Raw genomic sequence first — 26,273 nt, 5'->3', positions numbered from 1 at the left:
ATGGGCGTTATCGGCGATGTCGCGCCCGCCTGCGAAGCTGCATTTGATCCGCACAAGTGGATCGGCCGGGTTTTGGAACACTTTGCACGCGCTGAACAGGCTATCTGCGAACTATCAATAGAGCTCGATCTGCCAGTTGAGAAAGGCCCGCTCATTTCGCACAAGGAACTTCTCAACCGCCTGTCTCAAGCCGAAGATCGTCGCGCCAAGGATTTGGCTAAAAGACTAAAACGATGGTTGAAAAAGAGACCTTATCGTCACTTGTTGGCCCATGCGACAATTTTGACCCTGTTCGACGGCGATGGCCGACCGGTGACCGTTACCAAGCAGTCTCCGCGCACCGCAGATGACGTTGCGCGCGAAAAAATTTGGACATTGGAAGAGCAGAACAAATTGCTCAACGAAGCCAACAACGATGGGCGGTCGATACGTGATCAGGTGACTAACTTGTGCGAAGATAAAAAAGTGATGGCTCAGCTCCGCGCTTAACGCCGATACAGTCCGTCGAGTCGGTCCTGGTAGCGCTGCCGGATCATGTGGCGGCGGATCTTCATGCTCGGCGTCATTTCCTCGTTTTCGATCGTGAAGGCTTCGTCGGCGAAGGCGAAGCCACGCACTTTCTCGATCACCGACAGGTCGACATTGGTGCGGTCGATCGCGGCGCGCACGGCACTTCGGAACTCGGGCAGCTCCTGCAATTCCTTCAGATCGAACTTCTTGCCGTTGGCATTGGCCCATTCAAGCGCCCACTCGGCCTCTGGCACGATCAGCCCGACGATATATGGCCGCCTGTCGCCAGCCACCATCGCCTGTCCGATTTCCGGCTGCAGCGTCAGCATGCCCTCGATCTTCTGCGGGGCGATGTTGTCACCCTTGTCGTTGACGATCATGTCTTTCTTGCGGTCAGTGATGACAATCCGCCCGGCCTCGTCGAAATGGCCGATATCACCGGTGTGGAGCCAGCCGTCCTTCAGCACGCGGCGCGTCTCGGCCTCGTTCTGCCAATATCCGTGCATCACCAGTTCGCCCTGGACCAGCAGTTCGCCATCCTCGGCGATGCGCACCTCGACGCCGGTCATCGGCGGGCCGACTGTATCCATTCGGAGCCCGGCGGCAGGCCGGTTGCAACTGATCACAGGGCCAGCTTCGGTCTGGCCATAGCCTTGCAGCATGGTCAGGCCCATCGATTCGAAGAAGATGCCGACTTCGGGATTGAGCGGCGCTCCGCCTGAAACCATCGCCTTTATCCGCCCCCCGAACCGTTTGCGTATCTTGGGGCGAAGAGTTCGTTCGAGCACCATATCCATTGGCTTGTCGAGGACGCGCGAAGTGCCATTGGCACGCCGCTCGCCAATCTCCAGCGCCCTGTCCATCAGGTAGTTGGCGGCACCACCCTGCTTGGACACCTGCTTCATAATGCGGGTGCGCAGCACTTCGAACAGGCGCGGGACGACGACCATGATGGTGGGCTGCGTCTCCTCGATATTGCTGGCCAGTTTCTCCAGCCCTTCCGAGTAATAGATTTGCGCGCCAGCCCCGATCGGCAGGAATTGCCCGCCGGAATGTTCATAGGCGTGGCTGAGCGGTAGGAACGACAGGAAGCGTTCGTCTTCGTCGAGCCCAAAGTCGTTGGCGAGAATCTCGGCCGCGCCCTTCACATTGCACAGGATCGCGCCGTGGTGCTGCATGACGCCGCGCGGCGCACCGCCGGTGCCGCTGGTGTAGATGATGCACGCAGTAGCATCGCGGCCAATGCGCTCGAGCCGTGCGTCGACAGCCTTGCGCGCCGCGACCGGGTCACCTTCGAGCAGGTCCACCCAGCGATGCACGGTTTCGCCCCCGGCGGTCTGGTGCGGGCGGATCGAATCGATGGCGATGACGTGTTCGGCAATCCCGGTTCGCATGATCGCCGGCAACAGTGGGTCGGACAATTTCTCGTTAGAGACGATGACCGCCTTGGCCCCCGAATTGTCGAGGATGTGCATGTGATCGCGCTGGGTATTGGTGGTATAAGCCGGCACGGTAATGCAGCCGGCAGCCATGATCGCCAGGTCGGCGATACACCATTCGGGGCGGTTCTCGCTCACCAGCATCACCCGGTCGCCGTCGTCGAGCCCTATCGAGCGCAGGGATTCCGCCAGCACGCTGACTTGCTCGGCCACTTCGCGCCAGCTCTGCGTAACCCACTTGCCGTCGCGTTTTGAACCCAGAAAGGGCCTGTCACCCTGTTCTTCAGCGCGCTTGAAGAAAAGCTCGACGAGATTCTGCGTGGTATCGAAATCGCTCAACTGCACGAATACCTGCTCCTGCTCCCACCGGGGACACTCGCCAACCGCATTCGCGACTTTGGCCAAGCCCCACCAGCCGCCGGGTGTAGGGCGTGTGCGCGATAGCGGCAAGCGCGAGAATCCCCGCGGTTCAGTCACCCCCCGACGTCGTCAGCAACGGCGCAAGCCGGGGATCGTGGGCGGCCTTCCATCCCTCTGCAGTCCGCAGCGCGCCGTTGGTCCGGAACAGGAAGCCCGAGGTCACGACCTGTTCGTGCCCCAATGCTTGCAACTGCGGAATTGACCCGGCGAGCCAGCTTCCTTCCTCGACGATTACCCGGTCTCCGAAACCCATGATCATGGGCAGGGCCAGTGCATCTTCCAGCCCAAGCCCGAAATCGATCACGCCGATGATGCTCCGCGCGGTCTGGATCGGAATTGTTGGTCCCCCCGCGGCTCCCAAGGCAAGCAACGGCCTACCGGCCGGATCGTAGACAATCGTCGGCGCCATCGAACTGCGCGGTCGCTTGCCGCCCTCAACCCGGTTGGCAACCGGACGGCCGTTCTGCGCCGGAATGAAACTGAAGTCGGTCAACTCGTTATTGAGAAAGAATCCGCCATACATATGGCCCGATCCAAACGCGCCCTCGACGGTGGTGGTATAACTCACCATGGTTCCATCAGGTCCGATCGCGACCAGGTGCGACGTTCCACTTTCGGGGAATGCCTGGCCCGAGGCGCGCGCCAGCGGAGCCCCTGGCGGACGACCAGCCGCCACTTCGACCGCGCGCCGCGCAGGATCGATCAACTGCGAACGGGCCTCGAGATAAGCGGGGTCGACCAGCCCGTCCGTGGGGACTTCGACAAAATCGGCATCCCCGATGTAGAGCTCGCGGTCGGCATAGGCGAGGCGCTGTGCCTCGACGAACAGGTGCCACGCCGTAACCGAGCGCGGACCCAGCGCGGCGAGATCGAATCGTTCGAGCTGTTCGAGGATCTGCAGCACCGCCACCCCACCCGAGGACGGCGGGCCCATCCCGCACACCTTGTAGCCGCGATAGTCACCGCAGACGGGGCGGCGGACCTTGGCTTCGTATTCAGCGACATCCGCAGCTGTCATCTTGTTTTCGCCGGGCGTGGCGGCGGCAACTCGCGAGGCGAGCCCTTGCGCAAATATCCCGCGATAGAAGTGGTCCGGCCCAACAAGGGCAATTTGTTCGAGCGAATTGGCAAGCTCGGCCTGCACGATCCGTGTGCCCACGGCTCTGGGGGTGTCGCCCTCGGCATAGAAGGTCGATTTGCCGGCTTCGGTCAGGCCGGCGCGATGGGCATATCCGTCGAGCGACTGGTTGAGTCGCGCATTGACGGTGAACCCTTCGCGGGCAAGCCGGATGGCAGGCTCGAACAGCGTCGCCCACGGCAATTTGCCGTGTGCATCATGCGCCAGTTTGGCGACCGCGATATTGCCGGGCACCCCGACGCTGAGCCCGGTCAGCACGACGTCGCCGAAGGGTAAGCTCTTGCCTTGGGCATCAAGAAACCAGTTGGGCGTGGCTGCGCCCGGCGCGGTCTCGCGGCCATCATAAGTGAAGACGTCTCCGCCCGGCGTGCCGTGCACGATGAAACCACCGCCGCCGATGCCCGAGCTTTGCGGCTCGACCACGGTCAAGGCGAGCATGGTAGCGATGGCGGCGTCTGCAGCGCTGCCGCCCTGCGCCAGCATCGCTTCGCCCGCCGCAGTGGCACGCGGATCTGCCGAGGCGACGGCTCCGGCTAATTTTGCAGTTGGCGGGGCGGGGCCGGACTGGACATCGGATTGGGCAGCCGGGGACATCGCTGCGGGGACGCACGCACCCAATACGAGGGCACTGCTAGCGGCAAGGAAACTACGGAACATCATGCGTGCCTGCTATTCGCTTCCAACCGCCTGTTCAATCGAAGCCATGCCGTGTTCGCGTAGTTTCCGGGCCAGGCCGCGGGCAATCGTTCGTCCCAGGCCCGGGCCTTCGTAGACCATGGCCGAATAGAGCTGGACCAGGCTGGCCCCGGCCCGGATCCGCTCCCATGCATCGTCGACCGAGGCGATCCCGCCGACTCCGATCAAGGGCAACGCGCCGCCGGTGGCCTGGCGGAAATCGCGTAGACGCTGCAAGGCCAGCGGCTTCAGCGGCGCGCCCGAAAGGCCCCCGGCCTCGTCCTTCTCGCGTGACTGCAGTTGAGGTCGGGCTATGGTCGTATTGGCGACAATCAGTGCGCCAAGGCCCTTGTCGATTGCCAGCCGGGCGATGGCGTCGATGTCGGCGGGTTCCAGATCGGGCGCGACCTTAAGAAACAACGGTGGCCCATCCTTCGGGCGAGCATCGAGCACGGCATCCAGCAAGCCTGCCAACGCAGCCGGATCCTGCAATGCACGCAGGCCAGGTGTGTTAGGGCTGGAAATATTGGCCGTCAGGTAAGAGGCAAAAGGCGCCATGCGGCGAGCCATCTCGGCATAGTCGGCCACGCGATCGACCGAATCCTTGTTGGCGCCGATATTGATACCCAGCACGCCAGACCGTTTGCGCTTGGCCAGCCGCGCCTCGGCGACTTCGGCGCCAGCATTGTTGAACCCCATCCGGTTGATCACTGCCCGGTCGCGGACCAGCCGAAACAGCCGGGGCTTGGGATTGCCCGCCTGCGGCTGCGGCGTGATCGAACCGACCTCGACGAAGCCGAAGCCGAGACGCATCAAGGCGTCGGGCACCTCGGCATCCTTGTCATAGCCCGCCGCCACACCGACCGGATTGGGAAAGCGTAGGCCAGCCACCTCGATTGACAGCGAACTGTCGGACGAACCCAGTGGAGGGAGTGGAGCGAGCTTGAGGCCCTCGATCGAGAGTCGGTGCGCCCGTTCGGGGTCAATCGCATGAATGAAGGGGCGAATAAGTGGGAAAATCATGCCGGGGCCTATGCAGTTCCAAGGCCGAACTGTCGAGCGGGCTACGATTTCCCGGACTTTGCGAAAGTTGCGCCTAATGGATTTGACTGTAATTTCGTGAAATCGAGAACATGTCGTTTCCATACAATCTTCGATTATGGAATTTTGCTAACACGCCATTGCGACCCGAAGGGCTCGAGGCAGCAATGCAACGAGTTCCTCAACTTCAAGGGGCGGTTCCGTTATGCGGGGCCGCCCTTTTTTTGTGCAATTTCCGAGGCAAGCAGCTAGGTAGCCCCGCAACAAGGAGAGCATGCATGAAAGTCGCCGTCCCGTTTTGCCTGACCGTATCCACTCTTGCCCTGGCCGGTTGTACCACGGTGCAGGATACAGCGAACGCCGCTCATACTTCGGCAGAAACCGTGTCGGATCGGGATGGCTTCGCAATTGAGGCCGGCACCAGCATCGACCGTTTCTTTGTTGCCTATGACGAGGCCGAGCTGGCGCTGTCGCCGATGTCGAAGGCCTATCGCGGCATTCGCGACGAAGATTACGGGCGCTGGGGAGATTTTTCGGACGCTGGCGACCGAGCTGAATACATGCTGCTGCAATCCGCCGCGCAGGAAATGCGCAAGAGCTACGATCTGGCAACGCTCTCGTCAAAAGATGCGCTGTCCTACCGCCTGTTCGATGCCATGGCGAAGCGCAGCGAGTCGCTGTGGCCCTTCCGCGACCACGGCTATCTGTTCAACCAGATGACGGGGGCGCAAAGCCGGCTGCCAGCTTTCTTGATCGGCATCCACCAGGTTTCAAACGACGCCCAGGCGCGCGACTATGTCAGCCGCATCGAAGGGCTGGGCGTAGTCCTGGACACCATGACCGCCGAATCGCGCGACCGGGCCGAGCGCGGAATCATGCCGCCCGACTGGGTCTATCCCTATGTCATTTCGGATATCGAGAACCTGCTTTCAGCCAAGGCTGACAATGCCATTATCGAGGACTTCGGCGACAAGGTGCGGGCGCTGAAAATCGACGATACCGCCAAGGCTCAGCTGACAAATTCGGCGGCGGCGGCATGGCAGGGCTCGGCCCGCCCTGCCTTCGAAACCCTGTTGGCCGAGATGAAGCGCCAGCAGGCGATCGCGCCGACCGAAGACGGCATTTGGCGCCTGCCTGACGGCGCCGCCTATTACGAGGCGCTGCTGGCCAGCTACACCACCACCGACCTCACCGCTGACGAAATACACGCCATCGGGTTACGCGAAATCGAGCGTATCCATGGTGAGATGCGCACCATCATGAAAAAGGTCGGGTTCAAGGGCGGCCTGCAGGAGTTTTTCGAACACACCCGCAAGGGCGATCAGTTCTTCTACACCAGCCGCGAAGCCTACCTCGCCGATGCCGAGGCCAGGATCGACGCGATGGAAAAGAAGCTGCCCGAATATTTCGGCACGCTGCCCAAGGCTCCGATGGTGATCAAACCGGTCGAGGCGTTCCGCGAAAAAAGCGCGGGCAAGGCGTTCTACCAGAGCCCTGCGCCCGACGGTTCGCGCCCGGGCACCTATTACGTCAATCTCTACAATCTGCGCGACATGTCCAAGAACGAGCTGGAGGCGCTGGCCTATCACGAAGGCCTGCCCGGCCACCATTTGCAGCGCGCCATCCAGACCGAGCTGGGCGAGATACCGGCCTTTCGCCGGTTTGGCGGGGTGACGGCCTATACCGAGGGGTGGGGCCTGTATTCGGAAGAGCTGGGCAAGGACATGGGTTTCTACACCGATCCCTATTCCGACTTCGGACGGCTGGGTATGGAGCTGTGGCGCGCGGCGCGGCTGGTTGTCGATACCGGTATCCACCACAAGCGCTGGAGTCGCGAGGACGCGATTGCTTACCTGCAGAAGAATACGCCCAATCCCGAAGGGGACATTCGCAAGGCGATCGAACGCTACGTGGTCTACCCCGGCCAGGCGACCGCCTACATGATCGGCAAGCTCAAGATCATGGAATTGCGCCAGCTGGCGCGCGACGAACTTGGTCAGGCGTTCGATATCCGTGGTTTCCACGATGCCGTGCTGGAAAGCGGGCCTGTGCCGCTGTCCATCCTGGAGGAAAACATAAGGGCTTGGATTGCACAAGAAAAGCAGGCAAACTCGTGACGGGCCAATAAGAAAAAGTGTAGTAGATTACGCGATGAAACGGGTAGCAGGGACTGGCGGACCGGCCGCACAAATAGTGCAGCCCAGCGAACCTGCGCCGCCTTCTGTTTCCCGGGTCGACATCGAATATTTTCGACCACCCCGCTCGCTTCGTCCCTTTGTTACGACATTTTTCCATTTCTCCTGCGATGACGAGGAGATTGACGATATCCAGCCAGCCGACGTCGGCAAGCTGATGCTCGTTCTCAAGGGCGAAGGGACGGCCTATTTCCGCGATGGTCGGAGCCAGTCGATCCCTTGTTGCTCGCTGCAATCGCCAACCAGCGTTGCCCTGCCGTTTCATTTCACGGGCGGATTTCATTCCTGCGGGGCGGCCTTGACGCCGCTTGGCTGGGCCGCGCTCAGCGGAATGCCCGCCGACGAGTTCGGCAACCAGATATTCGATGCTGCGGAAATCCTCGGTCCCGCCGCCAATCAATTGTGCGAGACATTGATCGATCTCTACGCGCAGCCCGAGCTCGATCGTGAAGCAATGCAGGGCGCGCTGACGAGCTTCGTCGAGAAGCATCTGGGCAGGGTCAATGCACGCCACGCCAGGCTCATCGAAGTGACCGTCGACTGGCTCGGCACATCGCTCGACCCCGATCTTGAGGCGCTCTACGCCCAGTCCGGCTATTCCCGGCGCCAGACCCAGCGGCTGGTGGAACGGTATTTCGGCCTCAATCCACAGGCGCTTAGACGCAAATATCGTGCCGTCCGCGCGGCAGCGATCTTCTCCGCCCCGGAAATCGATGACGAACAGGTGGCAGGGGTGATGGAGCATTTTTACGATCAGTCGCACCTGATCCGTGAAATCGGCATCTTTGTCGGGCGCACACCTTCACGGCTGGGTGGCGAGGACAAGCCGATTCTCAACGGACTGCTCGACCTGCGTAATTTTCGTATCCGCAGCTAGGCGCACCGATCGCGCCCCTTGCTTTTTGCTAACGACTCGCAACAGGCCGTTTCGGGTTGAAATCCCGCGGTTTGGGCCATAATTGCTTAATCGGAACGATTTCGTCCGATTAGAGGCTTTTTTCGCGATGCGCCTGTCCAATTTTGCTGATTATGCGGTGGTGACAATGAGTCACGCCGCTCGCCATTGCGGCGGCGGACGCGTGTCCGCGGCGAAGCTGGCCAGCGAAACCGGCCTGCCTGCGCCCACAGTGCAGAAGCTCGTCAGCAAGCTGACCGCAGCCGGATTACTGCGATCGGTTCGTGGAGCTGGCGGTGGCTTGCAGCTGGCGCGGCCGGCGGCGGCGATTTCGGTGGCGGACATCGTCGAGGCAGTCGAGGGACCGATCGCGCTGACCGCCTGTATCGAAGGCACCGATTGCAGCGTCGATCACAGTTGCTCGGTCAAGCCGCATTGGCCCGCGGTAAACGCTGCACTGCGCAGCGCCCTGGCGAACATTCCGCTGACCCAATTGGCGGCAGAGAAAGAACTGGCATGACTGAAGACGTGAAGATCCAGGACGACGAAATTCAGGATCGCGAAGCGCACGAAGCGGCAGCGCGCGCGGCTGATTACGAGCATGGCTGGTCGTCGGATATCGAGCAGGAGTTTGCACCCAAGGGACTGAACGAGGACACCGTCCGCTTCATCAGCGGCAAGAAGGGTGAGCCGCAATGGATGCTCGATTGGCGGCTGAAGGCGTTCCGCCTGTGGAAGACAATGGAAGAGCCCGACTGGGCCAAGGTCGGCTATCCCAAGATCGATTACCAAGGCGCCTATTATTACGCCGAGCCGAAGAAAAAGGTCGAGCTCGACTCGCTCGACGATCTCGATCCCGAGATCAAGAAGGTCTATGACAAGCTCGGCATTCCGCTGGGCGAGCAGGAAGTGCTCGCCGGGGTCAAGGGTGCGCGCAAAGTCGCGGTCGATGCCGTCTTCGACAGCGTCAGCGTGGCCACAACTTTCCGCGAGGAGTTGAAGAAGGCAGGGGTGATCTTCCTGTCGATCAGCGAGGCGATCAAGGAATATCCCGAGCTGGTGAAGAAGTGGCTGGGCAGGGTCGTGCCGCAGCATGACAATTACTTCGCCACGCTCAATTGCGCGGTATTCTCCGACGGTACCTTTGTCTACATTCCCGAAGGCGTGCGCTGCCCGATGGAGCTCAGCACCTATTTCCGCATCAATGCCGAGAACACCGGCCAGTTCGAACGCACGCTGATCGTGGCCGAAAAAGGCTCCTACGTCAGCTACCTCGAAGGCTGCACCGCGCCGATGCGCGACGAGAACCAGCTCCACGCCGCAGTGGTCGAGCTGGTCGCGATGGACGATGCCGAGATCAAGTATTCCACCGTCCAGAACTGGTATCCCGGCAATGCCGAGGGCAAGGGCGGGATCTACAATTTCGTGACCAAGCGCGGGCTGTGCCAGGGCGCTCGCAGCAAGATCAGCTGGACCCAGGTCGAAACCGGCAGCGCGGTGACGTGGAAATATCCTTCCTGCGTATTGAACGGTGTCGACAGCGTGGGCGAGTTTTACTCGGTTGCGGTGACCAACAATTACCAGCAGGCCGACACCGGGACCAAGATGATCCACAACGCGCCCGGCACGCGCAGCACTATCATCTCCAAGGGAATCAGTGCGGGCAAGTCGAATAACACCTATCGCGGGCTGGTGCGGGTTGGCCCCAATGCCGATAACGTGCGCAACCGGACCGAGTGCGACAGCCTGCTGATCGGCGACAAGTGCGGTGCCCATACCGTGCCCTATATCGAGGTCCGCAATTCGACCGCCCAGATCGAGCACGAAGCGACGACCAGCAAGGTCAGCGACGACCAGCTTTTCTATGCCATGCAGCGCGGGCTCGACGAGGAAGAAGCGATGGCCCTGATCGTCAACGGTTTCGCGAAAGAGGTACTGAAGGAACTGCCGATGGAATTTGCCGTCGAGGCGCAGAAACTGCTGGCCATCTCGCTCGAAGGGAGCGTGGGGTGACCGAACGCAAGACACTCAACCTGCGCGATCCGTCCGAACTCGATGGCGAACCCACGCTCAACAAGAAGGGCCGCGGGTGGAAGATCTCGGACAAGCGCCTCGACGCGTTGCACGACCGTGCGCGCGAGTTGCGCCGTCACTCGACCGAGGCGCACAAGGCGCTGGCCGAGCGGTTCTCCAAGGCCAATCTCGGCTCCTATACCTTCACTCGCCATGCCGTGGTCGGCAGCGCGATCGTCGACTTCAATTGTCACAAGCTCGGCATGGCCATCATCATCGACGAAGAGGACCAGGACGAGCGGATTGCCAAGCGGCGGGACAAGAGCTTGGAGGCTGTCGGCATCCGCGTGATGCGCATCAAGGCACTGGATATCCAGGAAAACATGGACGCTGTGCTACAGCGGATAACCGCCGGGATGCGGATCCGCATCGCCGACAAGCGTAGCCGCCGCCCAGCCCGTGATGACCGCGGCGGGCCGAGGGGCTGAGGGAGAGGAGAGACCCATGCTGACTACTGTCGCCACCAATTTCGCAATCGCGGCTGCCATGCTGGCCTCGCCTGTCGAGGTCGAAGCCGACGCGCCTGCGCCCCGGCCCGAGCGGCTTGAGCCGGTCAACATTCCGCAGGAACTCTCGCCGGCGCTGATGCCCTACCTCGTCTGCCGCCAGACCGAGCAGGGCATTTCGCTCTATGGCAAGGACGGCAAGCTGCTCAATCCGGCGAATGCCAAGCAGGATTGCGGCATCATCCGCGAGAAATCGCGCGGCAAGGTCGTGGGGACGATGAAGGACCTCTACCTGGGCCGCAACCGGACCGAGCGACTGGCCGTGGCCGACTACTGGCTCAACCACATCGATTCGCTGACCGAACCGACGCTCGACTGAGCCAGCGCAAGGACCTGCAGGAATGATCACATCCGCTCTTGTCGCCATGCTGCTGATCCAGCAGGCCAGCAGCTCGGTCGAAGCCGTCTATCCCGACGACCCGACCACCTGGACGCTGGAATATCCGGTGCGGATCCAGCCCTATGTGGCTGACTATTACGATTGCCTCCGCTCGGGCTCCTACGTCATCGGCGGCGGCGCGAGCTTTGCCGCCCAATATCGACAAGACGTGCCGCGCTGCGCGAAGAAGCGCACGCAGTTCGAGGCGGAAGCCAACGCCGCACTGGCCAAAACCGGTGAAGATGCCGCAACGCCGCCCACGGCGGTCGCCGGCATCTTCGAACGTGCACAGCGCATCCATGTCGCGCGCGGGCAGAGCCTCGACCTGGCGGTCGGCACCAGACTTTCTTCGCAGCCCGAGTACGGCACGGTGCGCAGTCGGGTCGCTGTCTCGGTCACTGGAGAAGCGCCGCGCTGCATAGCCCGGCTGCAAAGCCTGGTCGACCAGCGCCGCGTTTACATGGAGGCCGAAGAACTCAAGGCCGAGGCGATCTACGCCAAGACCGATTACACCAGTCAGGATCAGAGGGACATGGGGCGCTACCAGAACCAGTTGCAGCGCTACAATTCGCTGATCCAGCTCGAACAGCGCCAGTGCCCCGAGGCTGGCGAACAGGAGATTACCAATTTCGACCGAGACAGCAGCAATGCTCAAGATTGACAACCTCACCGCCGAAATTGACGGCAAGCAGATCCTCAACGGCCTGACGCTCGAGGTGCCCGCGGGCGAAGTCCATGCGATCATGGGTCCCAACGGAGCCGGCAAGTCGACGCTCGCCTATGTGCTGGGTGGCCGTCCAGGCTATGAAGTGACCGGCGGATCGGTCGAGTTCCGGGGGCAAAACCTGCTTGAACTCGATCCCCATGAACGCGCCTCTGCTGGCCTGTTCCTCGGCTTCCAGTATCCGGTAGAGATACCGGGCGTGTCCAACGTGCAATTCCTGCGCGAGGCCCTGAATGCCCAACGCAAAGGGCGCGGTGAAGAACCTCTCAGCGGCGGCGAATTTCTCAAGCTGTCGCGTGAGAAGGCCGGCCTCCTCAAGCTCGACATGGAGATGCTCAAGCGGCAGGTGAACGTCGGCTTTTCGGGTGGCGAGAAAAAGCGCGCCGAGATGGTCCAGATGGGCATACTCGACCCTGCCTTCGCGGTGCTCGACGAGACCGACAGCGGGCTCGACATCGACGCCCTGCGGGTGGTCGGCGAAGGGATCAACACCATCATGCGGCAGCCCGGCAAAGGCGTGCTGCTGATCACCCACTACCAGCGACTGCTTGAAGTGGTGCGACCGGACAAGGTCAGCGTGCTGGCAAAGGGCCAGATCGTCCGCACAGGCGGCCCCGAGATCGCGCAGCAGCTCGAAGACGAAGGTTATGAAGCGGTGATGGCCGATGCCTGATACGGCCACCCTTCCAACGCGGCGGGACGAGGCTTGGCGCTATGCCGATATCGACGCGCTCGAGCAGCTTGGCGCGGGAGCGCTCGACAATTGGAAAGATATCACGCTGGCGCCGGGTGAAACGCGCCGCCACGCCATGATCGTCGGCAGCGATAAACCCGAATTGCACCGTGTCCGGTTGACGCTGAAAGAGGGCGCGCGGGCCGAGATGTTCACTGTCATCACCGGCGCGGCATCGTGCCGGGTCGAGGTCGAGGTGAGGCTGGCAAAGGGTGCGCACTTTGAATTCGGCGGCGCTACCATTGGCGGCGGCGAAGCGGTGCGCGAATTCGTCACCAGCGTCGACCATGCCGAGCCAGAGGGCACCTCCAACCAGGTCGTGCGCGCGGTTCACTGGGGCCGGGCAAGTGGCAATTTCCTCGGCACGATCAATGTCGCGCGCGATGCACAGAAGACCGACGCGGCGCAGGATTTCAAGGGCTTGTTGCTCGAAAAGGGCGCAGCGGCCCATGCCGTGCCGCAGCTCGAGATCTTCGCTGACGACGTCAAATGCGCGCATGGGGCGACCGTTGGTCAGCTTGACGAGATGGCAAATTACTACATGGCCGCGCGCGGAATCCCGCCGCAGCTGGCCAAGCGCCTGCTGGTGCAAGCATTCCTCGGTGATGCCTTCGTGGCTCTGGACGACGTGGACGAGCATGAGCGCTTGCTGACAGCAGCACTCGACGCGCTGGGAGAGGCAGTGTGAAGGAAACCGCGATCCTCTCACGCAAGGCCGATTTTCCCGGGCTGGTGACGCCCGAGGGGGAGCCCTGGCACTATCTCGATACGGCTGCCACGGCGCAGAAGCCGCAGGCGGTGATCGACGCCATGTCCCGCGCTTTGGGTAAGGATTACGCCACCGTGCATCGCGGGGTATATTCGCGCAGCGCGCAGATGACGCTCGGCTACGAGGCGGCGCGGCGGCGGGCGGCCGAGTTTATTGGGGCGGCTAGCGAAAACGAGGTGGTGTTCGTGCGCGGCGCGACCGAGGGCATCAACCTGGTCGCGCAGAGTTGGGGCGATAGCAATCTGGGCCCTGGTGACCGGATCATGCTCAGCCAGATGGAACATCATTCCAACATCGTGCCGTGGCAGATGCTGGCGCAGCGGGTCGGGGCAGAAATCGACGTCTGCCCGATTACCGTGGAAGGTCTCATCGACCTCGACTGGCTCGAAGCCAATCTGACCGAGCAGCACAAGCTGGTCGCGCTAGTGCATGTGTCCAACGTGCTCGGCTCGGTGCTGGGCGCGAAACGGGCGGCCAGGGCGGCGCATGGCGTGGGCGCCAAGCTGTTGCTCGATGGATGTCAGAGCGCCCCGCGGATGCGGCTCGACATGGGTGAGCTCGATTGCGATTTTTTTGTCTTCTCCGGCCACAAGCTCTACGGCCCCACTGGCGTCGGCGTATTGTGGGCGCGCGAGGAGCTGCTCGATGCGATGCCCCCGTGGCAGGGCGGCGGGTCGATGATCGACACCGTCACCTTTGCCAAGACCACCTATGCCCCGCCACCCCAGCGGTTCGAGGCCGGCACCCCGATGATTACCGAGGCCATCGCGCTGCATGCGGCAATCGACTATGTCGAAGCGGCCTGCGGTTCGGGCGGGATGGAGCGGCTCTACGCGCATGAAAACGCGCTTGTGCGGCAGGCGCGCGAGGCATTGGGCCAGTTCAACTCGATCCGCCTGCTTGGCCCCGAATCCAGCGCCGGCATTCTCTCCTTCGTGATGGAGGGGGTTCACCCGCACGATCTGGGCACCATATTGGACGAAGAGAATGTCGCGATCCGGGCCGGCCACCACTGCGCCCAGCCATTGATGGATCATCTCGGCGTGCCCGCCACTGCGCGCGCGAGTTTCGGCCTGTATAGCGATGAAAATGATATCGCCGCGTTACTGCGCGGCATCGAACGGACCCAAAGGATCTTCGGATGAACAAGCCAAGCGACGATAAGGCCTTTGTCGCCGCCCCTGCGCCCAACGAGGATGTGCTCAATGCAAGTTCCTCGAAGCCTCCGCGCGCGCGGGTCGAGGACGCGGTCGAAGACGAGGCACCGCACGAGAAGCTCGAGCGCAAGCGCGACTATCTCGAGGGGTTTTTGCAGAAGAAGCCCGAAAACGTGCCCGCAGGCGCGCCAGGCGGCGATCTCTACGAGGCGGTCGTCTCCGCGCTCAAGGAAATCTACGATCCGGAAATCCCGGTCAATATCTATGATCTCGGCCTGATCTACGGCGTCGAGGTCGATGACGAGGCCGATGTGACAGTCACGATGACCCTCACAACCCCGCATTGCCCGGTGGCCGAAACCATGCCGGGCGAGGTCGAACTGCGCGCTGCCAGCGTACCGGGTGTGCGCGATGCCGAGGTCAACCTGGTATGGGATCCGCCGTGGGGTCCGGAAAAGATGACCGATGAAGCGCGGCTCGAACTGGGGATGCTGTAATGGCCGATACAAAGACACGCCCAGCGCCCAAGGCCGCAGTTATCCTGACCTCGGCTGCCGAGCAGCGTATTACCGAGCTGATGGCCAAGGCCCCCGAAGATGCCATCGGGGTCAAGCTTTCGACCCCGCGCCGCGGCTGTTCCGGCCTTGCCTATTCGGTCGACTATGTGACCGAGGAAGCCCCGTTCGACGAAAAAATCGAAACGCCTGGCGGCGTGTTCTACATTGATGGAGCGAGCGTACTCTACCTCGTCGGCAGCACGATGGACTGGGTCGAAGACGATTTCACTGCCGGTTTCGTGTTTGAGAACCCCAACGCCAAGGGCGCCTGCGGTTGCGGCGAGAGCTTCATGGTCTGAAAATTCAGTCCAGTTCGGCTTCTACCCGCTCGATCAGCGCCTTTTCGAGCGGGTCGAGCTGGCCATCGGCCTCGACCATCGAATTGAGCCAATTGGCCTCAAACTCGGTAACTTTCTCGCCTTGGATGGCGCGCACGGTGTAATCCGTGCCCGGCCGTTTGTGGCCAAACACCTTGCCGAAATGGTTGGCGACACCAGGCGCTTCCTTCGCCATGCGGCCGAAGAAACGTCCGACATTGACTGAGCTGTCGGCTATGAAGCTTTCAAGTTGCCGTGCGCGCTCGTGCGATAATTGAGCATTGGCCGCGGCAAAGCCGCGCAGGAAATTGGCCACGCCATCGACGAACAGTTGCGGCCATTCGAGTGCGTTGGCAGCCTTGAGCGTGGCATCTTTGATCCGGAACAGCATTTCCGCATCGTGGCGGCTGACTGCTGCTGGGCCATGGCCGCCGCTGGCGAAGATCACGCGCCGGAGCAGGTGACATTCGGCCGTGCTGACGTGGCACGAGGCGAGTTCACCCCCGCAGCGGGTTGGCCCCTCGCCGTGCAATACAGCGTATTCAATTTGCTGGAGCACGAAATCCTTCAGGTTTTCCGACGTGTTGCGCGCCTTCTCGACGATCCGCACCAGCGCTTCCAGTTCGGCCATGGTTTCCAGCCGGCCGTCATGGGAAATCGCGTCAACCAACCAGCGCGCTTCATCCTCGTCGCACATTTGCTTTGGCTCGCTGCCGTTGAGCACGAACTCGCTGATTGCCTCGACGAAGAAATCAACCCAGTCATCGCTTGGCGCATCGATCTGCCGGTTGATGGCAAAGATAGCCTCGGCCTCGGCCCGATGAATCTGGCCGTCGCCCCAGCCAAGCTGGCGCAGCGACAGGATTTCTTCGGGCGAAACACGGCCGTCGGCCGCGACCGACGTGGCAAGATTGTCGAATTGGAAACTCATGACGCCAAAACCCCCGCAATTGCTGTTTCCAGCCATCGCAGATCAGCCTTAATTCCCGGTTACCGTAACCGGACACGACCAGTTTCAGCGGCTCTTCAAGGCCCGTACGCAGGCGGCGCGGTCGACATCGAGCGCATCACTGGCGCGCCGCGCATCGACATAGGTAGCGGTGGGTTCGACCCCGCGCCGGAGGGGATAGAGATAGATATCGAGCACGCAGGCCTCGCCGGTAAATTGCAGCTTGCGCGCATCGCCTTCGTAGACGTCGAGCCGTGGATTGCCGAACTGACGCTGCAACTGGCTGGCGGTCGCTCCTATGACGCCTTCGAGGCCCGGCAGAGTCATGACCCTGGGCGCGCGAAATTCTCCGGTAGAAGCGGTCGGCGGCGGGGCAGGGCGCGTCGGCGGAATGCGCACCGTGTTCTCGCGGGGCGGAGGAACGGAAGCGGTACCGCCAGGTGCGGTCACGCAGCCTGCAAGCGAGGCACAGAGAAGGATTGTAGCGGCAATCTTACGCATCGGGTCGGGGTTCCAGGCGCGAATGAACGAGATGGGTGGCGGCGGCCGCGCCGAGGACGGGCGCGATCAGGTTGAGAAAGGGGATGGCCAGAAGGGCGGCAACAGTGCCGCCCAGAAGGAAGCGCGTCAAACCACCAAGCGGCGGCGCTTCGCCAAGTGCGCTGCGGTGGCGCAGCCAGGCCATGTCCTGCAATTCGCGCCCCAGCAGCCAGCCATTGATCAACCAGAACAGCGCCAAGGTGCCGATTCCCGTGACCAGCAGCACCAGCGCTACCGGCAGGGCGAGCAGATTGGCGGCGAGCGCACGCCCCAAACCCTTGAGGCTATGTTCCAGCGATTCGCGAAATGCCAGGTCACGGGCCTGGCGATGGGTCCCCGGATAATGACGCCGTTCGACCGCCAGCACGATTTCGTCAGCAAAGAACTGGATCACCGCAAGGGCAACGATGCGAAACAGCAACCACCCTCCCAGGATCAGCAGGGCCACGGTGACAAAACCGGAAACCGCGTCGCTGTAGTCGGCTGGCAGGGCTGCCGCGACATAGTTTTCCAGCAGGCGATCAAGCACGCTCCACAGCAGCGCTCCTGCGGCGACGAAGATCGCCAGCGTAACCGCGATGCTCTTGACCAGCACGCGCAAGATCGCCGGATCGGCAAGCTGGCCGGCGGCGCGGGCAAAGGCGGTGGGTAGGCTTATCATCCCGGCGCTTGTGAGTCGGGCGCAGCAGCAAGTCAATCGCTCGTCACGGTGCGGACGGCAAAGGGGGCTTGGCCTGTGCATGACGAGCGGCTAGGCGCTCCCGCAACCTATTCTCTCCAATCGATCAACCAACGGACCCTTCATGACCGAACCCCGCTACGACGTAATCGCCATCGGCAATGCCGTGGTCGATGTAATCGCCTCTTGCCAGGAGGAACTGATCGACGAGCTCGAGCTCAATCGTGGCGGGATGACCTTGATCGACGAGGCGCGTGCAGACGAGTTGTACGCCGCCATGCCCCCGGCACGCGAACTCTCGGGCGGCTCGGCTGCCAATACGCTGGCAGGGCTCAGCACGCTTGGCCTGCAGTGCGCCTTCATCGGCCAGGTTGCCGACGACCAGCTGGGCAAAGTCTTCCGCCATGACATGCGCGCCACGGGCATCGATTTCGATACCCCTGCGCGCGAGGGTGAGCCGGCGACAGGCCGGGTGCTGATCTTCGTCACTCCCGATGGCGAGCGCACGATGAACACCTTCCTGGGTGCCGGGCAGTATTTGCCGGCTGACGCGCTCGACGAAGACATCATCCGCAGCGGCGCTATCCTTTATCTCGAAGGCTATCTGTGGGACCCGGAAGAGCCACGCAAGGCGATGCGCCGGGCCATAGAGGTCGCGCGCGAAGCCGGCCGCAAGATTGCCTTTACTGCCAGCGAGAGCTTCGTGATCGATCGCCACGGCGACGATTTCCGCCAGATGATTGAGGACGGCGTGATCGATATCCTGTTCGTCAACGAACACGAACTGGCGACTCTGACCGGAGAATCTGGTTTCGAGGCAGGGGTTGCCGCAGTATCGGGCAAGGTTCCGGTTCTGGTCGCCACCCGCAGCGAGAAGGGCGCCATCGCCATTGCTAACGGCGAGCGCGCCGAGGTTGCCGCCGAACCGATCGCCAAGGTTGTCGACACAACCGGTGCCGGCGACCAGTTTGCGGCCGGTTTCCTGTCGGGCCATGCCCGCGGTGAATCGCTGGCGACCTGTCTCAAGCGCGGCGCTATCGCCGCCGCCGAGGTGATCAGCCACTACGGCCCGCGGCCCGAGGCCGACATGCAGGCGCTGATGAAAGAAAAGCTCGGCTAGTCGGCGCGCTCGCGCTCGACCTCGCGCCAGCCGATATCGCGGCGGCAGAAACCGGACGGAAAATCAATCGCATCGACTGCAGCGTAGGCGATACGCTGCGCCTCGGTGGCGTCCGCGCCCATCGCCGTGACGTTGAGAACCCGCCCGCCATTGGCGATCAGGCTGCCATCCTTCAGCGCCGTGCCCGCCTGGAAGATCTTCACCCACTCGTGATGCGGCCCGCCGAGATCGATTGCACCGCCCTTTTCTGGCGTTCCCGGATAGCCGCTTGCCGCCATCACCACGGTCAGCGCGGTACAGTCCTCAAACACAGGCGAATCCCGGTCCAATTCATCCAGCTTGCCGGTCGCGCATAGCCACATCATCCATGCCAGATCGTCGCGCAGGCGCATCATCAGCACTTGGCATTCCGGATCGCCGAACCGGGCATTGTATTCGATCAGCTTGGGGCCTTGCGCGGTCAGCATCAGCCCGGCGAAGAGCACACCGACATAAGGCGTCCCCTCGGCGCGCAGCGCGCCGACGGTCGGTTCAATGATCTCGTGCATGACCTGCGCCTGCAACGCCTCGGTCAGCACCGGGGCGGGAGAATATGCGCCCATGCCGCCGGTGTTGGGTCCAATATCGCCATCGCCAACCCGCTTGTGGTCCTGCGCCGTGCCGAAAGGGATGACGGCGGTGCCATCGGTCAGTGCGAAGAAACTGGCTTCCTCGCCCTCCATGAATTCCTCGATCACCACTTCCGCCCCGGCGGCGCCGAATTGTCCGCCGAACATGTCGGCCAGCGCAGCTTCTGCATCGGTCCGCGTTTCGGCGATCACCACGCCCTTGCCCGCAGCTAGTCCGTCGGCCTTCAAAACATAGGGCGCAGCGAAGCGGTTCAGCGCCTCGGTCGCCTGCTCCAGCGAACCGGTGCGGATATATCCGGCGGTGGGTATCCCGGCGCGTTGGCACAAGTCCTTGGTAAAGCCCTTTGACCCTTCGAGCTGCGCTGCGGCCTTATCGGGACCGAACACTGCGATGCCCGCTTCCCGCAGCGAATCGCCAAGCCCGCCCACCAGCGGTGCTTCAGGGCCGACGACCACCATCGCGATTTCGTGCGTTCGGCAAAAGGAGACCACCGCGCCATGGTCGTCCACGCCGATGAGCACGCACTCCGCATCTTCCGCAATGCCCGGATTGCCGGGAGCTGCGTACAGCTTTGTGCAGCTGGGCGATTGCGCGAGCTGCCAGGCCAAGGCATGTTCGCGCCCACCCGAGCCGATCAAAAGGATATTCATGGCAGGCCCCCAAGGCGATGACGGTATTGACGACATTTCGTCGCGCGGCTTGGTAGCGCGGTCGAGACCGGGCGACAACGCCGAGCCGCTATCGGTCAGCGAGCTTTCGCAAATGCTCAAGCGCACAGTCGAGGAACGCTTCGGCCACGTTCGCTTGCGGGCCGAGCTTTCGGGCGTCAAACGCGCCGCCTCGGGCCACGTGTACTGCTCGCTCAAGGACGAGAAGGCCGTCATCGACGGGGTCATGTGGCGCGGCACTGCCCAGCGGCTGGCGTTCCAGCCGGAAGATGGGCTGGAAGTCATCGCCACCGGCAAGCTGACCACCTATCCGGGTCGCTCCAAATACCAGGTCGTGATCGAAAGCCTGGAGATCGCCGGCGAAGGGGCGCTGCTGGCGTTGCTCGAAAAAACGCGCGCAAGATTGGAGGCGGAAGGGCTGTTTTCCGTTGAGCGCAAGCGACCACTTCCCTTCCTCCCGCAGACCATCGGCGTGGTCACATCACCCACCGGGGCTGTCATCCGCGATATCCTGCACCGGCTTGCCGACCGCTTTCCCAGCCACGTTCTGGTGTGGCCGGTGCTGGTCCAGGGTCAAGGCGCGGCCGAGCAGGTCAGCGCCGCCATTCGCGGCTTTGGGGCCATTCCCGAAGGGGGCGCAGTCCGACGGCCCGACCTGCTGATCGTCGCGCGTGGCGGCGGGTCGATCGAGGATCTGTGGAGCTTTAACGAGGAAATCGTTGTCCGCGCGATTGCCGACAGTCCGATTCCGGTGATCAGCGCGGTGGGACACGAGACCGATACCTCGCTGGCCGATTATGCTGCCGACCGCCGCGCCCCGACGCCGACCGCGGCGGCGGAAATGGCGGTGCCGGTGAAGGGCGAACTGGCGGCGACGTTGAGCGATTTTGCCGCTCGCCAGCAGCGCGGCGTGCTGCGACCGCTGGCGCTGGGACGCGAACGGCTGGACGCCCGCGTTCAGCGACTGCCGAAAATCGAAGCGCTGCTGCAACCCCAGGCGCAGAAGCTCGACGAGCGGGTCGAACGCCTACGCACGGCGCTCAAGGCGCGGGCCGGCAAGGGGCGCGAAGCGCTCGGCGCGCAGAGATTGTCGCCGCAAATGCTGGAACGGGCCTTGCGGGATGCGAGGAGAGGCCTGGCGCAATTGCGGCTGTCACCCGAGATGCCCCGCCAGCGGCTGGCGCGAGACAAAGAGCGGCTGGTTGGCCTCGCTCGCGTGCTTTCTTCGCTCGATCCCAAGGCCCCGCTTGCCCGTGGTTACGCGTTGGTGCGCGGTGCAGCGGGCGAGCTGCTACGGACCCGCGAGGCAGCACAATCGCAGGCCCGATTGTCGGTCGAATTCGCCGATGGAGCGCTTGCCGTTGTTCCCGAAGGCAAAGGCACGCCCAAAAAGACGACGAAAGCGGCAAAATCATCGGCCAAGGGACGGCAGGAAGATTTGTTCGGTTAATCCCGGCCTGCTAGATAGCTGCCCATGTTGATGTCATCAAAAACCGAACCGGCGCAGCTTCATTTCGGGCCCAACGGCTTTCGCGTGCTGCGCAGTGGCAATTTTGTAAACTGCGCGGTGAGCGGAGCGAGGATTCCACTCGAGGACCTGCGGTACTGGAGCGTTGATCGGCAGGAGGCTTATGCCAGCGCCGAACTCGCCACGCAGCGGCTTACGGACACGGCCTGATGCAGATGGCATGGTCGATCCTTTCAACCGTTGGCGGTGTCCTGCTGCTCGCTTCTTGCACGGCTGGAACCGTGGATGCCGGCGAAGTAACCGCCTCCGACAGCAAGGCTTCACCCACGACCGCCGGGCCCACGCAGGTGGCTCTTTCTCCTCTCCCGCCGACACCGGTCGATACAAACCTCACCTTTGGCGGCGAGTTGGAACAGGGCGGTTGGCTGCGCGGTCAGGCTCCGGACGGCGCACTGTCGGCCCGGCTCGATGGCGAGGAATTGACGCTCTCGTCAAAGGGCACTTTCTTTGCAGCCTTCGACCGTGATGCCGGCAGTAGCGCTACGCTCGAAGTGACCCTGGCGGACGGTCGCAAGATTTCCAGGCAACTGACAATCGCCCCGCGCGACTGGCAGATCGAGCGCGTCAACGTCGCACGGACCAGCGGCGGGATCACTGAAGCCTTCTGGCAGCGGCGCAAGCCCGAACTGGACCGGATCAATGCCGCCCGCGCTGTTGATGCCGATACGGCGGGCTGGACCCAGGATTTCATGTGGCCGGTCAAGGGTCGCATATCCGGGCGTTTCGGTTCCCAGCGCATCTATCGCGGCGAGCCCGGCAGCTATCATTCCGGGATCGATATTGCGCCCGGCAACGGCACTCCCTTTGTCGCGCCAGCCGACGGGGTGGTCGCGCTGGCGACGGATACGCCATTTTCGCTCGAAGGGTACCTTCTCATCATCGATCATGGCGCCGGTCTCAACAGCGCGTTTCTCCACCTGTCCAGGATCGCGGTGCGCGAGGGCGAACGGGTTACGAAAGGGCAGTATCTGGGCAATGTCGGTTCTTCTGGGCGGGCCTCCGGCCCACACTTGCACTGGAGCCTGAAATGGCGGGACGCGCGGCTTGATCCGCTGTTGTTCGCCGGCCCGATGAACTGACGGCGCGGTCGTTCGGCCGCGCGCCCCATGATCCGCAGATTGTTCTTGCTGGCACTGGTTGTCGCTGGGCTCGCTCCCGGCACCTACGTGCGCACCCAGGTGCCCCCCGCGGGACTCGATGCCGGAGTGACCATTACCCGGCTTGAGCGCTTCCCAAGTCAGATGGGGCCTTTCACAGTGCTCGGCGCGTGGCAGCTCGAAAGCGAAAATGCGCTCTTCGGCAGTTATTCGTCGCTCGGAGCCAGCGCCCCCGGCCAATACCTTTCGCTGAGCGACAAGGGCACCGTCCTGCGCTTCGGGATCAAGGGCCATACGCTCGACATTCTCGAACTGGCGCGTCTCAATCCGGGCAACGGCTTCGTCGACAAGCACGATGTCGACGTCGAGGCGCTGACGATCGATCCCGGGGCCGGCACCGTGTGGCTGGCATACGAGGGGCGCAACATGATCGAACGTCGCTCGCCCGAGCTGACCTCGATTCGCCGGGTCCGACCCGAAGCCATGACCGATTGGCGCAGCAACAGCGGCCCGGAGGCGATGGCGCGCATGCCCGATGGTTCGTTCATCGTGATCGGAGAGGGCAAGAAGGGCTGGATCGATGGCCGCCTTCCGGCCGTGCAATTTGCAGGCGATCCGGTCGGTTCGCCTGCCAGCATCAACTTCGCTTTCGGCGCGCCGTCCGACTTCCGCCCGACCGACATGGCGCTGTTGCCCGATGGCAGGGTGTTGGTGTTGCTACGGCGACTGGAATGGGGCCTGCCTCCGCGGTTCGAGATCGGCCTGATGGTAGCGGACTCGGCCGATATCGTTGAAGGCGAGACCTGGACCGGCACCTTGCTGGCGACTTTCTCGCACCCCTTCCCGACCGACAATTACGAAGGGCTGAGTGTCGAATCCGAGGGCAATTACCCGGTCACCGTCACCCTCATCTCCGATGATAATGGAATCAGCTATCAGCGCACACTGGTATTGCAGTTGCTGTGGGACGGCCTTGGCCCGGCAGGTTGAGCCAACGCAAAAAGCGCGCCGGTTGCCCAGCGCGCTCATGCATCAGGATGAAGCCAAAATGGCCAGGCCTTAGGCCGCGGCCATCGCTTTCTTGAGCTCGCGCTTTACCTTGAGCGCGTTGGTCGAAAGCTTCTCGTCACGGGTCTTGAGCAACCAGTTGTCGAGCCCGCCATTGTGCTCGACCGAGCGCAAGCCGTTCGTCGAGACGCGGAACTTGAAGCTGCGATCCAGCTTCTCGCTCAACAGCGTGACGTTTTGCAGGTTGGGCAGGAACACGCGCTTGGTCTTGTTGTTGGCGTGGCTCACATTGTGGCCTACCTGGCGGCCCTTGCCGGTCAGTTCGCAGATGCGCGACATGGTTGGTCTCTTCTTTTAAAAATTTCGGTCAATGCCGGGAAAGGCGCGCGCATAGCGGTGGAGCAGCGAATCGTCAACACGAGTCTGGCCAATCCGCAGTCACTGCCCTAGCGCGAAAGGCATGAACCGCTGGCCCCTTCCCGCCCCGATGGTCCGAGCGCTGGACGAGGCGCGCGCTGCCGCCCAGGCCGGCGAAGTGCCGATCGGCGCAGTTGTGGTCAAGGGCGATGAGGTAATAGCCACCGCGCATAACTCGCCCCGAGCCGACCATGATCCGACCGCCCACGCCGAGATCGCGGCCATCAGGGCGGCAGCCAAGGCGCTGGGGCAGGAACGGCTCGAAGGTTGTGACCTGTGGGTCACACTCGAGCCCTGCGCCATGTGTGCCGGCGCGATCAGCCATGCGCGAATCGCGCGGCTCTATTTTGCCGCCCCCGATCCCAAGGGTGGCGCGATCAATCACGGCGCCAAGGTGTTCGAGCATCCGCAGTGCCTGCATCGTCCGCAGGTCTATTGGGGCATGGGAGAAAACGAGGCGGCGGCGCTGCTGAAAGCTTTCTTTCTCGACCGGCGTTAGAGCCCGCGCCAGACTCTCGCTCGAACATTGTCACGCGCGCCAAATTGTCGGGGTTTGCAGCGGGTCGGCATCCAGTCGCGGCCATAACAGAGCTTGATTTCTTGCAACCACCCGCGCCGGTTGAGCTTGATGCCGACCATGTCGGGCTTCCAATCGGGGTTGGCGAGGGTGAAGGCGGCGCGGATGCGACCGGCGGTCAGGCCGTCCTCACGGGAAAGGCGGTCATAATCGGGATGGCGCAGGCTACGCCAGATGCGGCGGGTGATGGCGAAATAGAGGTTCGGATCGCGGGCCATGCAACTGCCGTGCTTGCGCCATTGATGCGCCATCAGGCGTGGCGAGGGCATCATGCACAGATTACGCTTGGCCTCGGGCACGGAAACCCGCCGCCCGGTCGGGCAATATTGCGGCCAGATCGTGCGACCCTCGGGCCACAGGCCGTGAACGATCATCCCGAACCGGCCGTTGCGGCCCGAGCACTGGGTTCGATGTGCGGACGAGCTTTGCCGCGACCGACAGAATTCGGGCGACCAACTCATTGTCAAAGTGTAGCCGGTGACCGGCAATCGCCGCGCCGGAGCGTCCTGCCTAGCCTCGGGTACGAGCAGGTTTTGCGGCACACGACATTGATAGCTCTGGGCGGCCCCAGGAGTCGCAATCGCCGGGATCGCCAGCACAGCGGCGAACGCCCATTTCACAGCGGAGTGAAATCCAGCCCGATATCGGCAGCGGGCGCGCTTTGCGTCAAACGCCCGACCGAGACATAATCGACGCCTGTTGCCGCTTTGGCTTGAATGGTTTCGAGGTTGATGCCGCCGCTTGCCTCGGTCGGCACGCGGCCCGCAACCAGCGCCACGGCTTCGCGCAGGGTGTTCGGCTCCATATTGTCGAGCAGCAGCCGCGTCGCTCCTGCGGCCAGTGCGGGTTCAATCTGGTCGATACGATCGACCTCGCAGATGATTTCGTCGACCCCGGCTGTGACAGCGCGGCGGACAGCTTCGCCGACATTGCCGGCGACCAGGACATGGTTGTCCTTGATCATAGCCGCGTCCCACAGACCCATCCGGTGATTGCTGCCGCCACCCATGCGGACCGCGTATTTTTCCAGGTGTCGGAGACCGGGAATGGTCTTGCGGGTGTCGAGCAGTGTGCAATCTGGATTGTCCATCGCACGCACATATTTGGCAACCATGGTGGCAATGCCCGAGAGGTGCTGGACAGTGTTGAGCGCGCTGCGTTCGGCGGTTAGCATGGCGCGGGCGTTGCCGGAAAGGCGCATCAGGTCGGTGCCGGGCGCAACGCTGGCGCCTTCATCGACCAGCAGTTCAATCTCGATCTGCGGATCGAGCGCGCGGAAAAATGCCGCCGCAACCGGCAGCCCGGCTACCGTGATCGGGTCGCGGCTGTCCATGACTCCGGAAAAGCGCGCGTCGGCGGGTATGACGCTTTCGGACGTCACGTCGCGCCCGCCGCCGGGTAGCCCTTCGCCGAGATCTTCGGCCAGCGTCGCGCGCACAAAGGAGTCGCAATCGAAGCCGGGCAGGGTCAATTCATCCATGGCTCTGCTGTGGCAAGTTTCGCCGCCTCGCTCAAGCGCGGAACACGCGGTC

Annotated in this window: 29 protein-coding genes; 19 read left to right on the top strand and 10 right to left on the bottom strand. The window is 62.8% G+C overall.

All coding sequences use genetic code 11. The features are described 5' to 3' along the window. Positions 1-489 carry a hypothetical protein gene (locus ACXYL9_RS01575; RefSeq protein WP_459037834.1) on the top strand — a complete coding sequence of 163 codons (489 nt, stop codon included), beginning with the start codon at positions 1-3 and terminating at the stop codon, positions 487-489. Here the strand turns inward: ACXYL9_RS01575 and ACXYL9_RS01570 are convergent. The 3 genes from ACXYL9_RS01570 to ACXYL9_RS01560 form a co-directional block, all read right to left on the bottom strand. Further along, complete coding sequence (locus ACXYL9_RS01570; RefSeq protein ID WP_459039834.1) at positions 486-2,294, bottom strand: AMP-dependent synthetase/ligase; 1,809 nt, start codon at positions 2,292-2,294, stop codon at positions 486-488. The two genes, ACXYL9_RS01575 and ACXYL9_RS01570, sit on opposite strands and share 4 nt — an antisense overlap. A 124-nt stretch (positions 2,295-2,418) precedes the next feature. Continuing rightward, positions 2,419-4,167: a gamma-glutamyltransferase gene (ggt, locus tag ACXYL9_RS01565; protein ID WP_459037833.1), complete on the bottom strand. Its 1,749-nt coding sequence runs from the start codon at positions 4,165-4,167 to the stop codon at positions 2,419-2,421. Between the two features lie 9 nt (positions 4,168-4,176). After that, positions 4,177-5,205 carry a quinone-dependent dihydroorotate dehydrogenase gene (locus tag ACXYL9_RS01560; protein ID WP_459037832.1) on the bottom strand — a complete coding sequence of 343 codons (1,029 nt, stop codon included), beginning with the start codon at positions 5,203-5,205 and terminating at the stop codon, positions 4,177-4,179. Between the two features lie 296 nt (positions 5,206-5,501). Between ACXYL9_RS01560 and ACXYL9_RS01555 the strand changes: the two genes are divergently transcribed. From ACXYL9_RS01555 to ACXYL9_RS01500, 12 genes are all read left to right on the top strand, one after another. Next, on the top strand, positions 5,502-7,340 hold the full coding sequence (locus tag ACXYL9_RS01555) for a DUF885 domain-containing protein (protein ID WP_459037831.1): 1,839 nt from the start codon (positions 5,502-5,504) through the stop codon (positions 7,338-7,340). Between the two features lie 34 nt (positions 7,341-7,374). After that, positions 7,375-8,295 (top strand): AraC family transcriptional regulator, encoded by a 921-nt coding sequence (locus ACXYL9_RS01550; protein ID WP_459037830.1) that lies wholly within the window; start codon positions 7,375-7,377, stop codon positions 8,293-8,295. Positions 8,296-8,422: 127 nt separating this feature from the next. Beyond that, a complete protein-coding gene (locus ACXYL9_RS01545; RefSeq protein WP_459037829.1) occupies positions 8,423-8,833 on the top strand; it encodes an SUF system Fe-S cluster assembly regulator in 411 nt (136 codons plus the stop codon). After that, a complete protein-coding gene (gene sufB / locus ACXYL9_RS01540) occupies positions 8,830-10,326 on the top strand; it encodes a Fe-S cluster assembly protein SufB (RefSeq protein WP_459037828.1) in 1,497 nt (498 codons plus the stop codon). The genes ACXYL9_RS01545 and sufB overlap by 4 nt, the downstream gene beginning before the upstream one ends. Continuing rightward, the gene (locus ACXYL9_RS01535) at positions 10,323-10,814 is read left to right on the top strand and encodes an endonuclease domain-containing protein (protein ID WP_459037827.1); all 492 of its coding nucleotides are present in this window, start codon (positions 10,323-10,325) and stop codon (positions 10,812-10,814) included. Before sufB ends, ACXYL9_RS01535 begins: the two co-directional genes overlap by 4 nt. A 16-nt stretch (positions 10,815-10,830) precedes the next feature. Continuing rightward, a complete protein-coding gene (locus ACXYL9_RS01530) occupies positions 10,831-11,211 on the top strand; it encodes a hypothetical protein (RefSeq protein WP_459037826.1) in 381 nt (126 codons plus the stop codon). Between the two features lie 22 nt (positions 11,212-11,233). Next, positions 11,234-11,932: a hypothetical protein gene (locus tag ACXYL9_RS01525; protein ID WP_459037825.1), complete on the top strand. Its 699-nt coding sequence runs from the start codon at positions 11,234-11,236 to the stop codon at positions 11,930-11,932. Beyond that, the gene (sufC, locus tag ACXYL9_RS01520) at positions 11,919-12,668 is read left to right on the top strand and encodes a Fe-S cluster assembly ATPase SufC (protein WP_459037824.1); all 750 of its coding nucleotides are present in this window, start codon (positions 11,919-11,921) and stop codon (positions 12,666-12,668) included. Before ACXYL9_RS01525 ends, sufC begins: the two co-directional genes overlap by 14 nt. After that, positions 12,661-13,416 carry a SufD family Fe-S cluster assembly protein gene (locus tag ACXYL9_RS01515; RefSeq protein ID WP_459037823.1) on the top strand — a complete coding sequence of 252 codons (756 nt, stop codon included), beginning with the start codon at positions 12,661-12,663 and terminating at the stop codon, positions 13,414-13,416. Before sufC ends, ACXYL9_RS01515 begins: the two co-directional genes overlap by 8 nt. After that, positions 13,413-14,642, top strand: coding sequence for an aminotransferase class V-fold PLP-dependent enzyme (locus ACXYL9_RS01510; RefSeq protein WP_459037822.1), 1,230 nt, complete (start codon positions 13,413-13,415; stop codon positions 14,640-14,642). The genes ACXYL9_RS01515 and ACXYL9_RS01510 overlap by 4 nt, the downstream gene beginning before the upstream one ends. After that, complete coding sequence (locus ACXYL9_RS01505; protein ID WP_459037821.1) at positions 14,639-15,151, top strand: SUF system Fe-S cluster assembly protein; 513 nt, start codon at positions 14,639-14,641, stop codon at positions 15,149-15,151. Before ACXYL9_RS01510 ends, ACXYL9_RS01505 begins: the two co-directional genes overlap by 4 nt. Then, positions 15,151-15,510, top strand: a complete 360-nt coding sequence (locus ACXYL9_RS01500; RefSeq protein ID WP_459037820.1) for a HesB/IscA family protein — start codon at positions 15,151-15,153, stop codon at positions 15,508-15,510. Before ACXYL9_RS01505 ends, ACXYL9_RS01500 begins: the two co-directional genes overlap by 1 nt. Positions 15,511-15,514: 4 nt before the next feature. Here the strand turns inward: ACXYL9_RS01500 and ACXYL9_RS01495 are convergent, their stop codons facing one another. From ACXYL9_RS01495 to ACXYL9_RS01485, 3 genes are all read right to left on the bottom strand, one after another. Next, positions 15,515-16,459, bottom strand: a complete 945-nt coding sequence (locus ACXYL9_RS01495; protein ID WP_459037819.1) for a hypothetical protein — start codon at positions 16,457-16,459, stop codon at positions 15,515-15,517. Between the two features lie 84 nt (positions 16,460-16,543). Further along, a complete protein-coding gene (locus ACXYL9_RS01490) occupies positions 16,544-16,978 on the bottom strand; it encodes a hypothetical protein (RefSeq protein WP_459037818.1) in 435 nt (144 codons plus the stop codon). After that, a complete protein-coding gene (locus ACXYL9_RS01485; RefSeq protein WP_459037817.1) occupies positions 16,971-17,678 on the bottom strand; it encodes an EI24 domain-containing protein in 708 nt (235 codons plus the stop codon). Before ACXYL9_RS01485 ends, ACXYL9_RS01490 begins: the two co-directional genes overlap by 8 nt. A 142-nt stretch (positions 17,679-17,820) precedes the next feature. Here ACXYL9_RS01485 and ACXYL9_RS01480 point away from each other — a divergent pair, with 142 nt between their 5' ends. Beyond that, on the top strand, positions 17,821-18,816 hold the full coding sequence (locus ACXYL9_RS01480) for an adenosine kinase (RefSeq protein WP_459037816.1): 996 nt from the start codon (positions 17,821-17,823) through the stop codon (positions 18,814-18,816). Here the strand turns inward: ACXYL9_RS01480 and purD are convergent. Then, positions 18,813-20,096 (bottom strand): phosphoribosylamine--glycine ligase, encoded by a 1,284-nt coding sequence (purD, locus tag ACXYL9_RS01475; protein ID WP_459037815.1) that lies wholly within the window; start codon positions 20,094-20,096, stop codon positions 18,813-18,815. The genes ACXYL9_RS01480 and purD overlap by 4 nt on opposite strands. Between purD and xseA the strand changes: the two genes are divergently transcribed. Genes xseA through ACXYL9_RS01455 form a run of 4 tightly spaced genes read left to right on the top strand, consistent with a single transcriptional unit; the run spans position 20,095 to position 23,729 of the window. Beyond that, positions 20,095-21,564: an exodeoxyribonuclease VII large subunit gene (gene xseA / locus ACXYL9_RS01470; RefSeq protein ID WP_459037814.1), complete on the top strand. Its 1,470-nt coding sequence runs from the start codon at positions 20,095-20,097 to the stop codon at positions 21,562-21,564. The genes purD and xseA overlap by 2 nt on opposite strands. 24 nt (positions 21,565-21,588) lie before the next feature. Then, positions 21,589-21,792: a DUF2093 domain-containing protein gene (locus tag ACXYL9_RS01465; protein ID WP_459037813.1), complete on the top strand. Its 204-nt coding sequence runs from the start codon at positions 21,589-21,591 to the stop codon at positions 21,790-21,792. Further along, complete coding sequence (locus ACXYL9_RS01460) at positions 21,792-22,721, top strand: M23 family metallopeptidase (protein ID WP_459037812.1); 930 nt, start codon at positions 21,792-21,794, stop codon at positions 22,719-22,721. The genes ACXYL9_RS01465 and ACXYL9_RS01460 overlap by 1 nt, the downstream gene beginning before the upstream one ends. 27 nt (positions 22,722-22,748) lie before the next feature. Then, positions 22,749-23,729 (top strand): esterase-like activity of phytase family protein, encoded by a 981-nt coding sequence (locus tag ACXYL9_RS01455; RefSeq protein WP_459037811.1) that lies wholly within the window; start codon positions 22,749-22,751, stop codon positions 23,727-23,729. 69 nt (positions 23,730-23,798) lie between these two features. On the opposite strand, the gene rpmB is transcribed toward ACXYL9_RS01455, so the two are convergent. Then, on the bottom strand, positions 23,799-24,086 hold the full coding sequence (gene rpmB / locus ACXYL9_RS01450) for a 50S ribosomal protein L28 (protein WP_459037810.1): 288 nt from the start codon (positions 24,084-24,086) through the stop codon (positions 23,799-23,801). Positions 24,087-24,207: 121 nt separating this feature from the next. On the opposite strand from rpmB, the gene ACXYL9_RS01445 reads away from it, so the two are divergent. Continuing rightward, positions 24,208-24,663, top strand: a complete 456-nt coding sequence (locus ACXYL9_RS01445) for a nucleoside deaminase (RefSeq protein WP_459037809.1) — start codon at positions 24,208-24,210, stop codon at positions 24,661-24,663. Here ACXYL9_RS01445 and ACXYL9_RS01440 read toward each other — a convergent pair. Together ACXYL9_RS01440 and nadC are read right to left on the bottom strand one after the other, a co-directional pair. Continuing rightward, complete coding sequence (locus ACXYL9_RS01440) at positions 24,660-25,361, bottom strand: ribonuclease T2 family protein (protein ID WP_459037808.1); 702 nt, start codon at positions 25,359-25,361, stop codon at positions 24,660-24,662. The two genes, ACXYL9_RS01445 and ACXYL9_RS01440, sit on opposite strands and share 4 nt — an antisense overlap. Further along, a complete protein-coding gene (gene nadC, locus ACXYL9_RS01435) occupies positions 25,358-26,221 on the bottom strand; it encodes a carboxylating nicotinate-nucleotide diphosphorylase (RefSeq protein ID WP_459037807.1) in 864 nt (287 codons plus the stop codon). Before nadC ends, ACXYL9_RS01440 begins: the two co-directional genes overlap by 4 nt. Positions 26,222-26,273 lie beyond the last annotated feature (52 nt).

The organism is Qipengyuania sp. CAU 1752, assembly GCF_054482615.1.
The sequence above is the reverse complement of the archived record's forward strand: the minus strand, read 5'-3'. Positions and strand labels throughout refer to the sequence as shown.

Coding starts and splice junctions, on each gene's coding strand:
- ACXYL9_RS01575 (WP_459037834.1), top strand. CDS start 1: ATGGGCGTTATCGGCGATGTCGCGCCCGCCTGCGAAGCTGCATTTGAT.
- ggt (WP_459037833.1), bottom strand. CDS start 4,167: ATGATGTTCCGTAGTTTCCTTGCCGCTAGCAGTGCCCTCGTATTGGGT.
- ACXYL9_RS01560 (WP_459037832.1), bottom strand. CDS start 5,205: ATGATTTTCCCACTTATTCGCCCCTTCATTCATGCGATTGACCCCGAA.
- ACXYL9_RS01555 (WP_459037831.1), top strand. CDS start 5,502: ATGAAAGTCGCCGTCCCGTTTTGCCTGACCGTATCCACTCTTGCCCTG.
- ACXYL9_RS01550 (WP_459037830.1), top strand. CDS start 7,375: ATGAAACGGGTAGCAGGGACTGGCGGACCGGCCGCACAAATAGTGCAG.
- ACXYL9_RS01545 (WP_459037829.1), top strand. CDS start 8,423: ATGCGCCTGTCCAATTTTGCTGATTATGCGGTGGTGACAATGAGTCAC.
- sufB (WP_459037828.1), top strand. CDS start 8,830: ATGACTGAAGACGTGAAGATCCAGGACGACGAAATTCAGGATCGCGAA.
- ACXYL9_RS01530 (WP_459037826.1), top strand. CDS start 10,831: ATGCTGACTACTGTCGCCACCAATTTCGCAATCGCGGCTGCCATGCTG.
- ACXYL9_RS01525 (WP_459037825.1), top strand. CDS start 11,234: ATGATCACATCCGCTCTTGTCGCCATGCTGCTGATCCAGCAGGCCAGC.
- sufC (WP_459037824.1), top strand. CDS start 11,919: ATGCTCAAGATTGACAACCTCACCGCCGAAATTGACGGCAAGCAGATC.
- ACXYL9_RS01515 (WP_459037823.1), top strand. CDS start 12,661: ATGCCTGATACGGCCACCCTTCCAACGCGGCGGGACGAGGCTTGGCGC.
- ACXYL9_RS01505 (WP_459037821.1), top strand. CDS start 14,639: ATGAACAAGCCAAGCGACGATAAGGCCTTTGTCGCCGCCCCTGCGCCC.
- ACXYL9_RS01500 (WP_459037820.1), top strand. CDS start 15,151: ATGGCCGATACAAAGACACGCCCAGCGCCCAAGGCCGCAGTTATCCTG.
- ACXYL9_RS01495 (WP_459037819.1), bottom strand. CDS start 16,459: ATGAGTTTCCAATTCGACAATCTTGCCACGTCGGTCGCGGCCGACGGC.
- ACXYL9_RS01490 (WP_459037818.1), bottom strand. CDS start 16,978: ATGCGTAAGATTGCCGCTACAATCCTTCTCTGTGCCTCGCTTGCAGGC.
- ACXYL9_RS01485 (WP_459037817.1), bottom strand. CDS start 17,678: ATGATAAGCCTACCCACCGCCTTTGCCCGCGCCGCCGGCCAGCTTGCC.
- ACXYL9_RS01480 (WP_459037816.1), top strand. CDS start 17,821: ATGACCGAACCCCGCTACGACGTAATCGCCATCGGCAATGCCGTGGTC.
- xseA (WP_459037814.1), top strand. CDS start 20,095: ATGGCAGGCCCCCAAGGCGATGACGGTATTGACGACATTTCGTCGCGC.
- purD (WP_459037815.1), bottom strand. CDS start 20,096: ATGAATATCCTTTTGATCGGCTCGGGTGGGCGCGAACATGCCTTGGCC.
- ACXYL9_RS01465 (WP_459037813.1), top strand. CDS start 21,589: ATGTTGATGTCATCAAAAACCGAACCGGCGCAGCTTCATTTCGGGCCC.
- ACXYL9_RS01460 (WP_459037812.1), top strand. CDS start 21,792: ATGCAGATGGCATGGTCGATCCTTTCAACCGTTGGCGGTGTCCTGCTG.
- ACXYL9_RS01455 (WP_459037811.1), top strand. CDS start 22,749: ATGATCCGCAGATTGTTCTTGCTGGCACTGGTTGTCGCTGGGCTCGCT.
- rpmB (WP_459037810.1), bottom strand. CDS start 24,086: ATGTCGCGCATCTGCGAACTGACCGGCAAGGGCCGCCAGGTAGGCCAC.
- ACXYL9_RS01445 (WP_459037809.1), top strand. CDS start 24,208: ATGAACCGCTGGCCCCTTCCCGCCCCGATGGTCCGAGCGCTGGACGAG.
- nadC (WP_459037807.1), bottom strand. CDS start 26,221: ATGGATGAATTGACCCTGCCCGGCTTCGATTGCGACTCCTTTGTGCGC.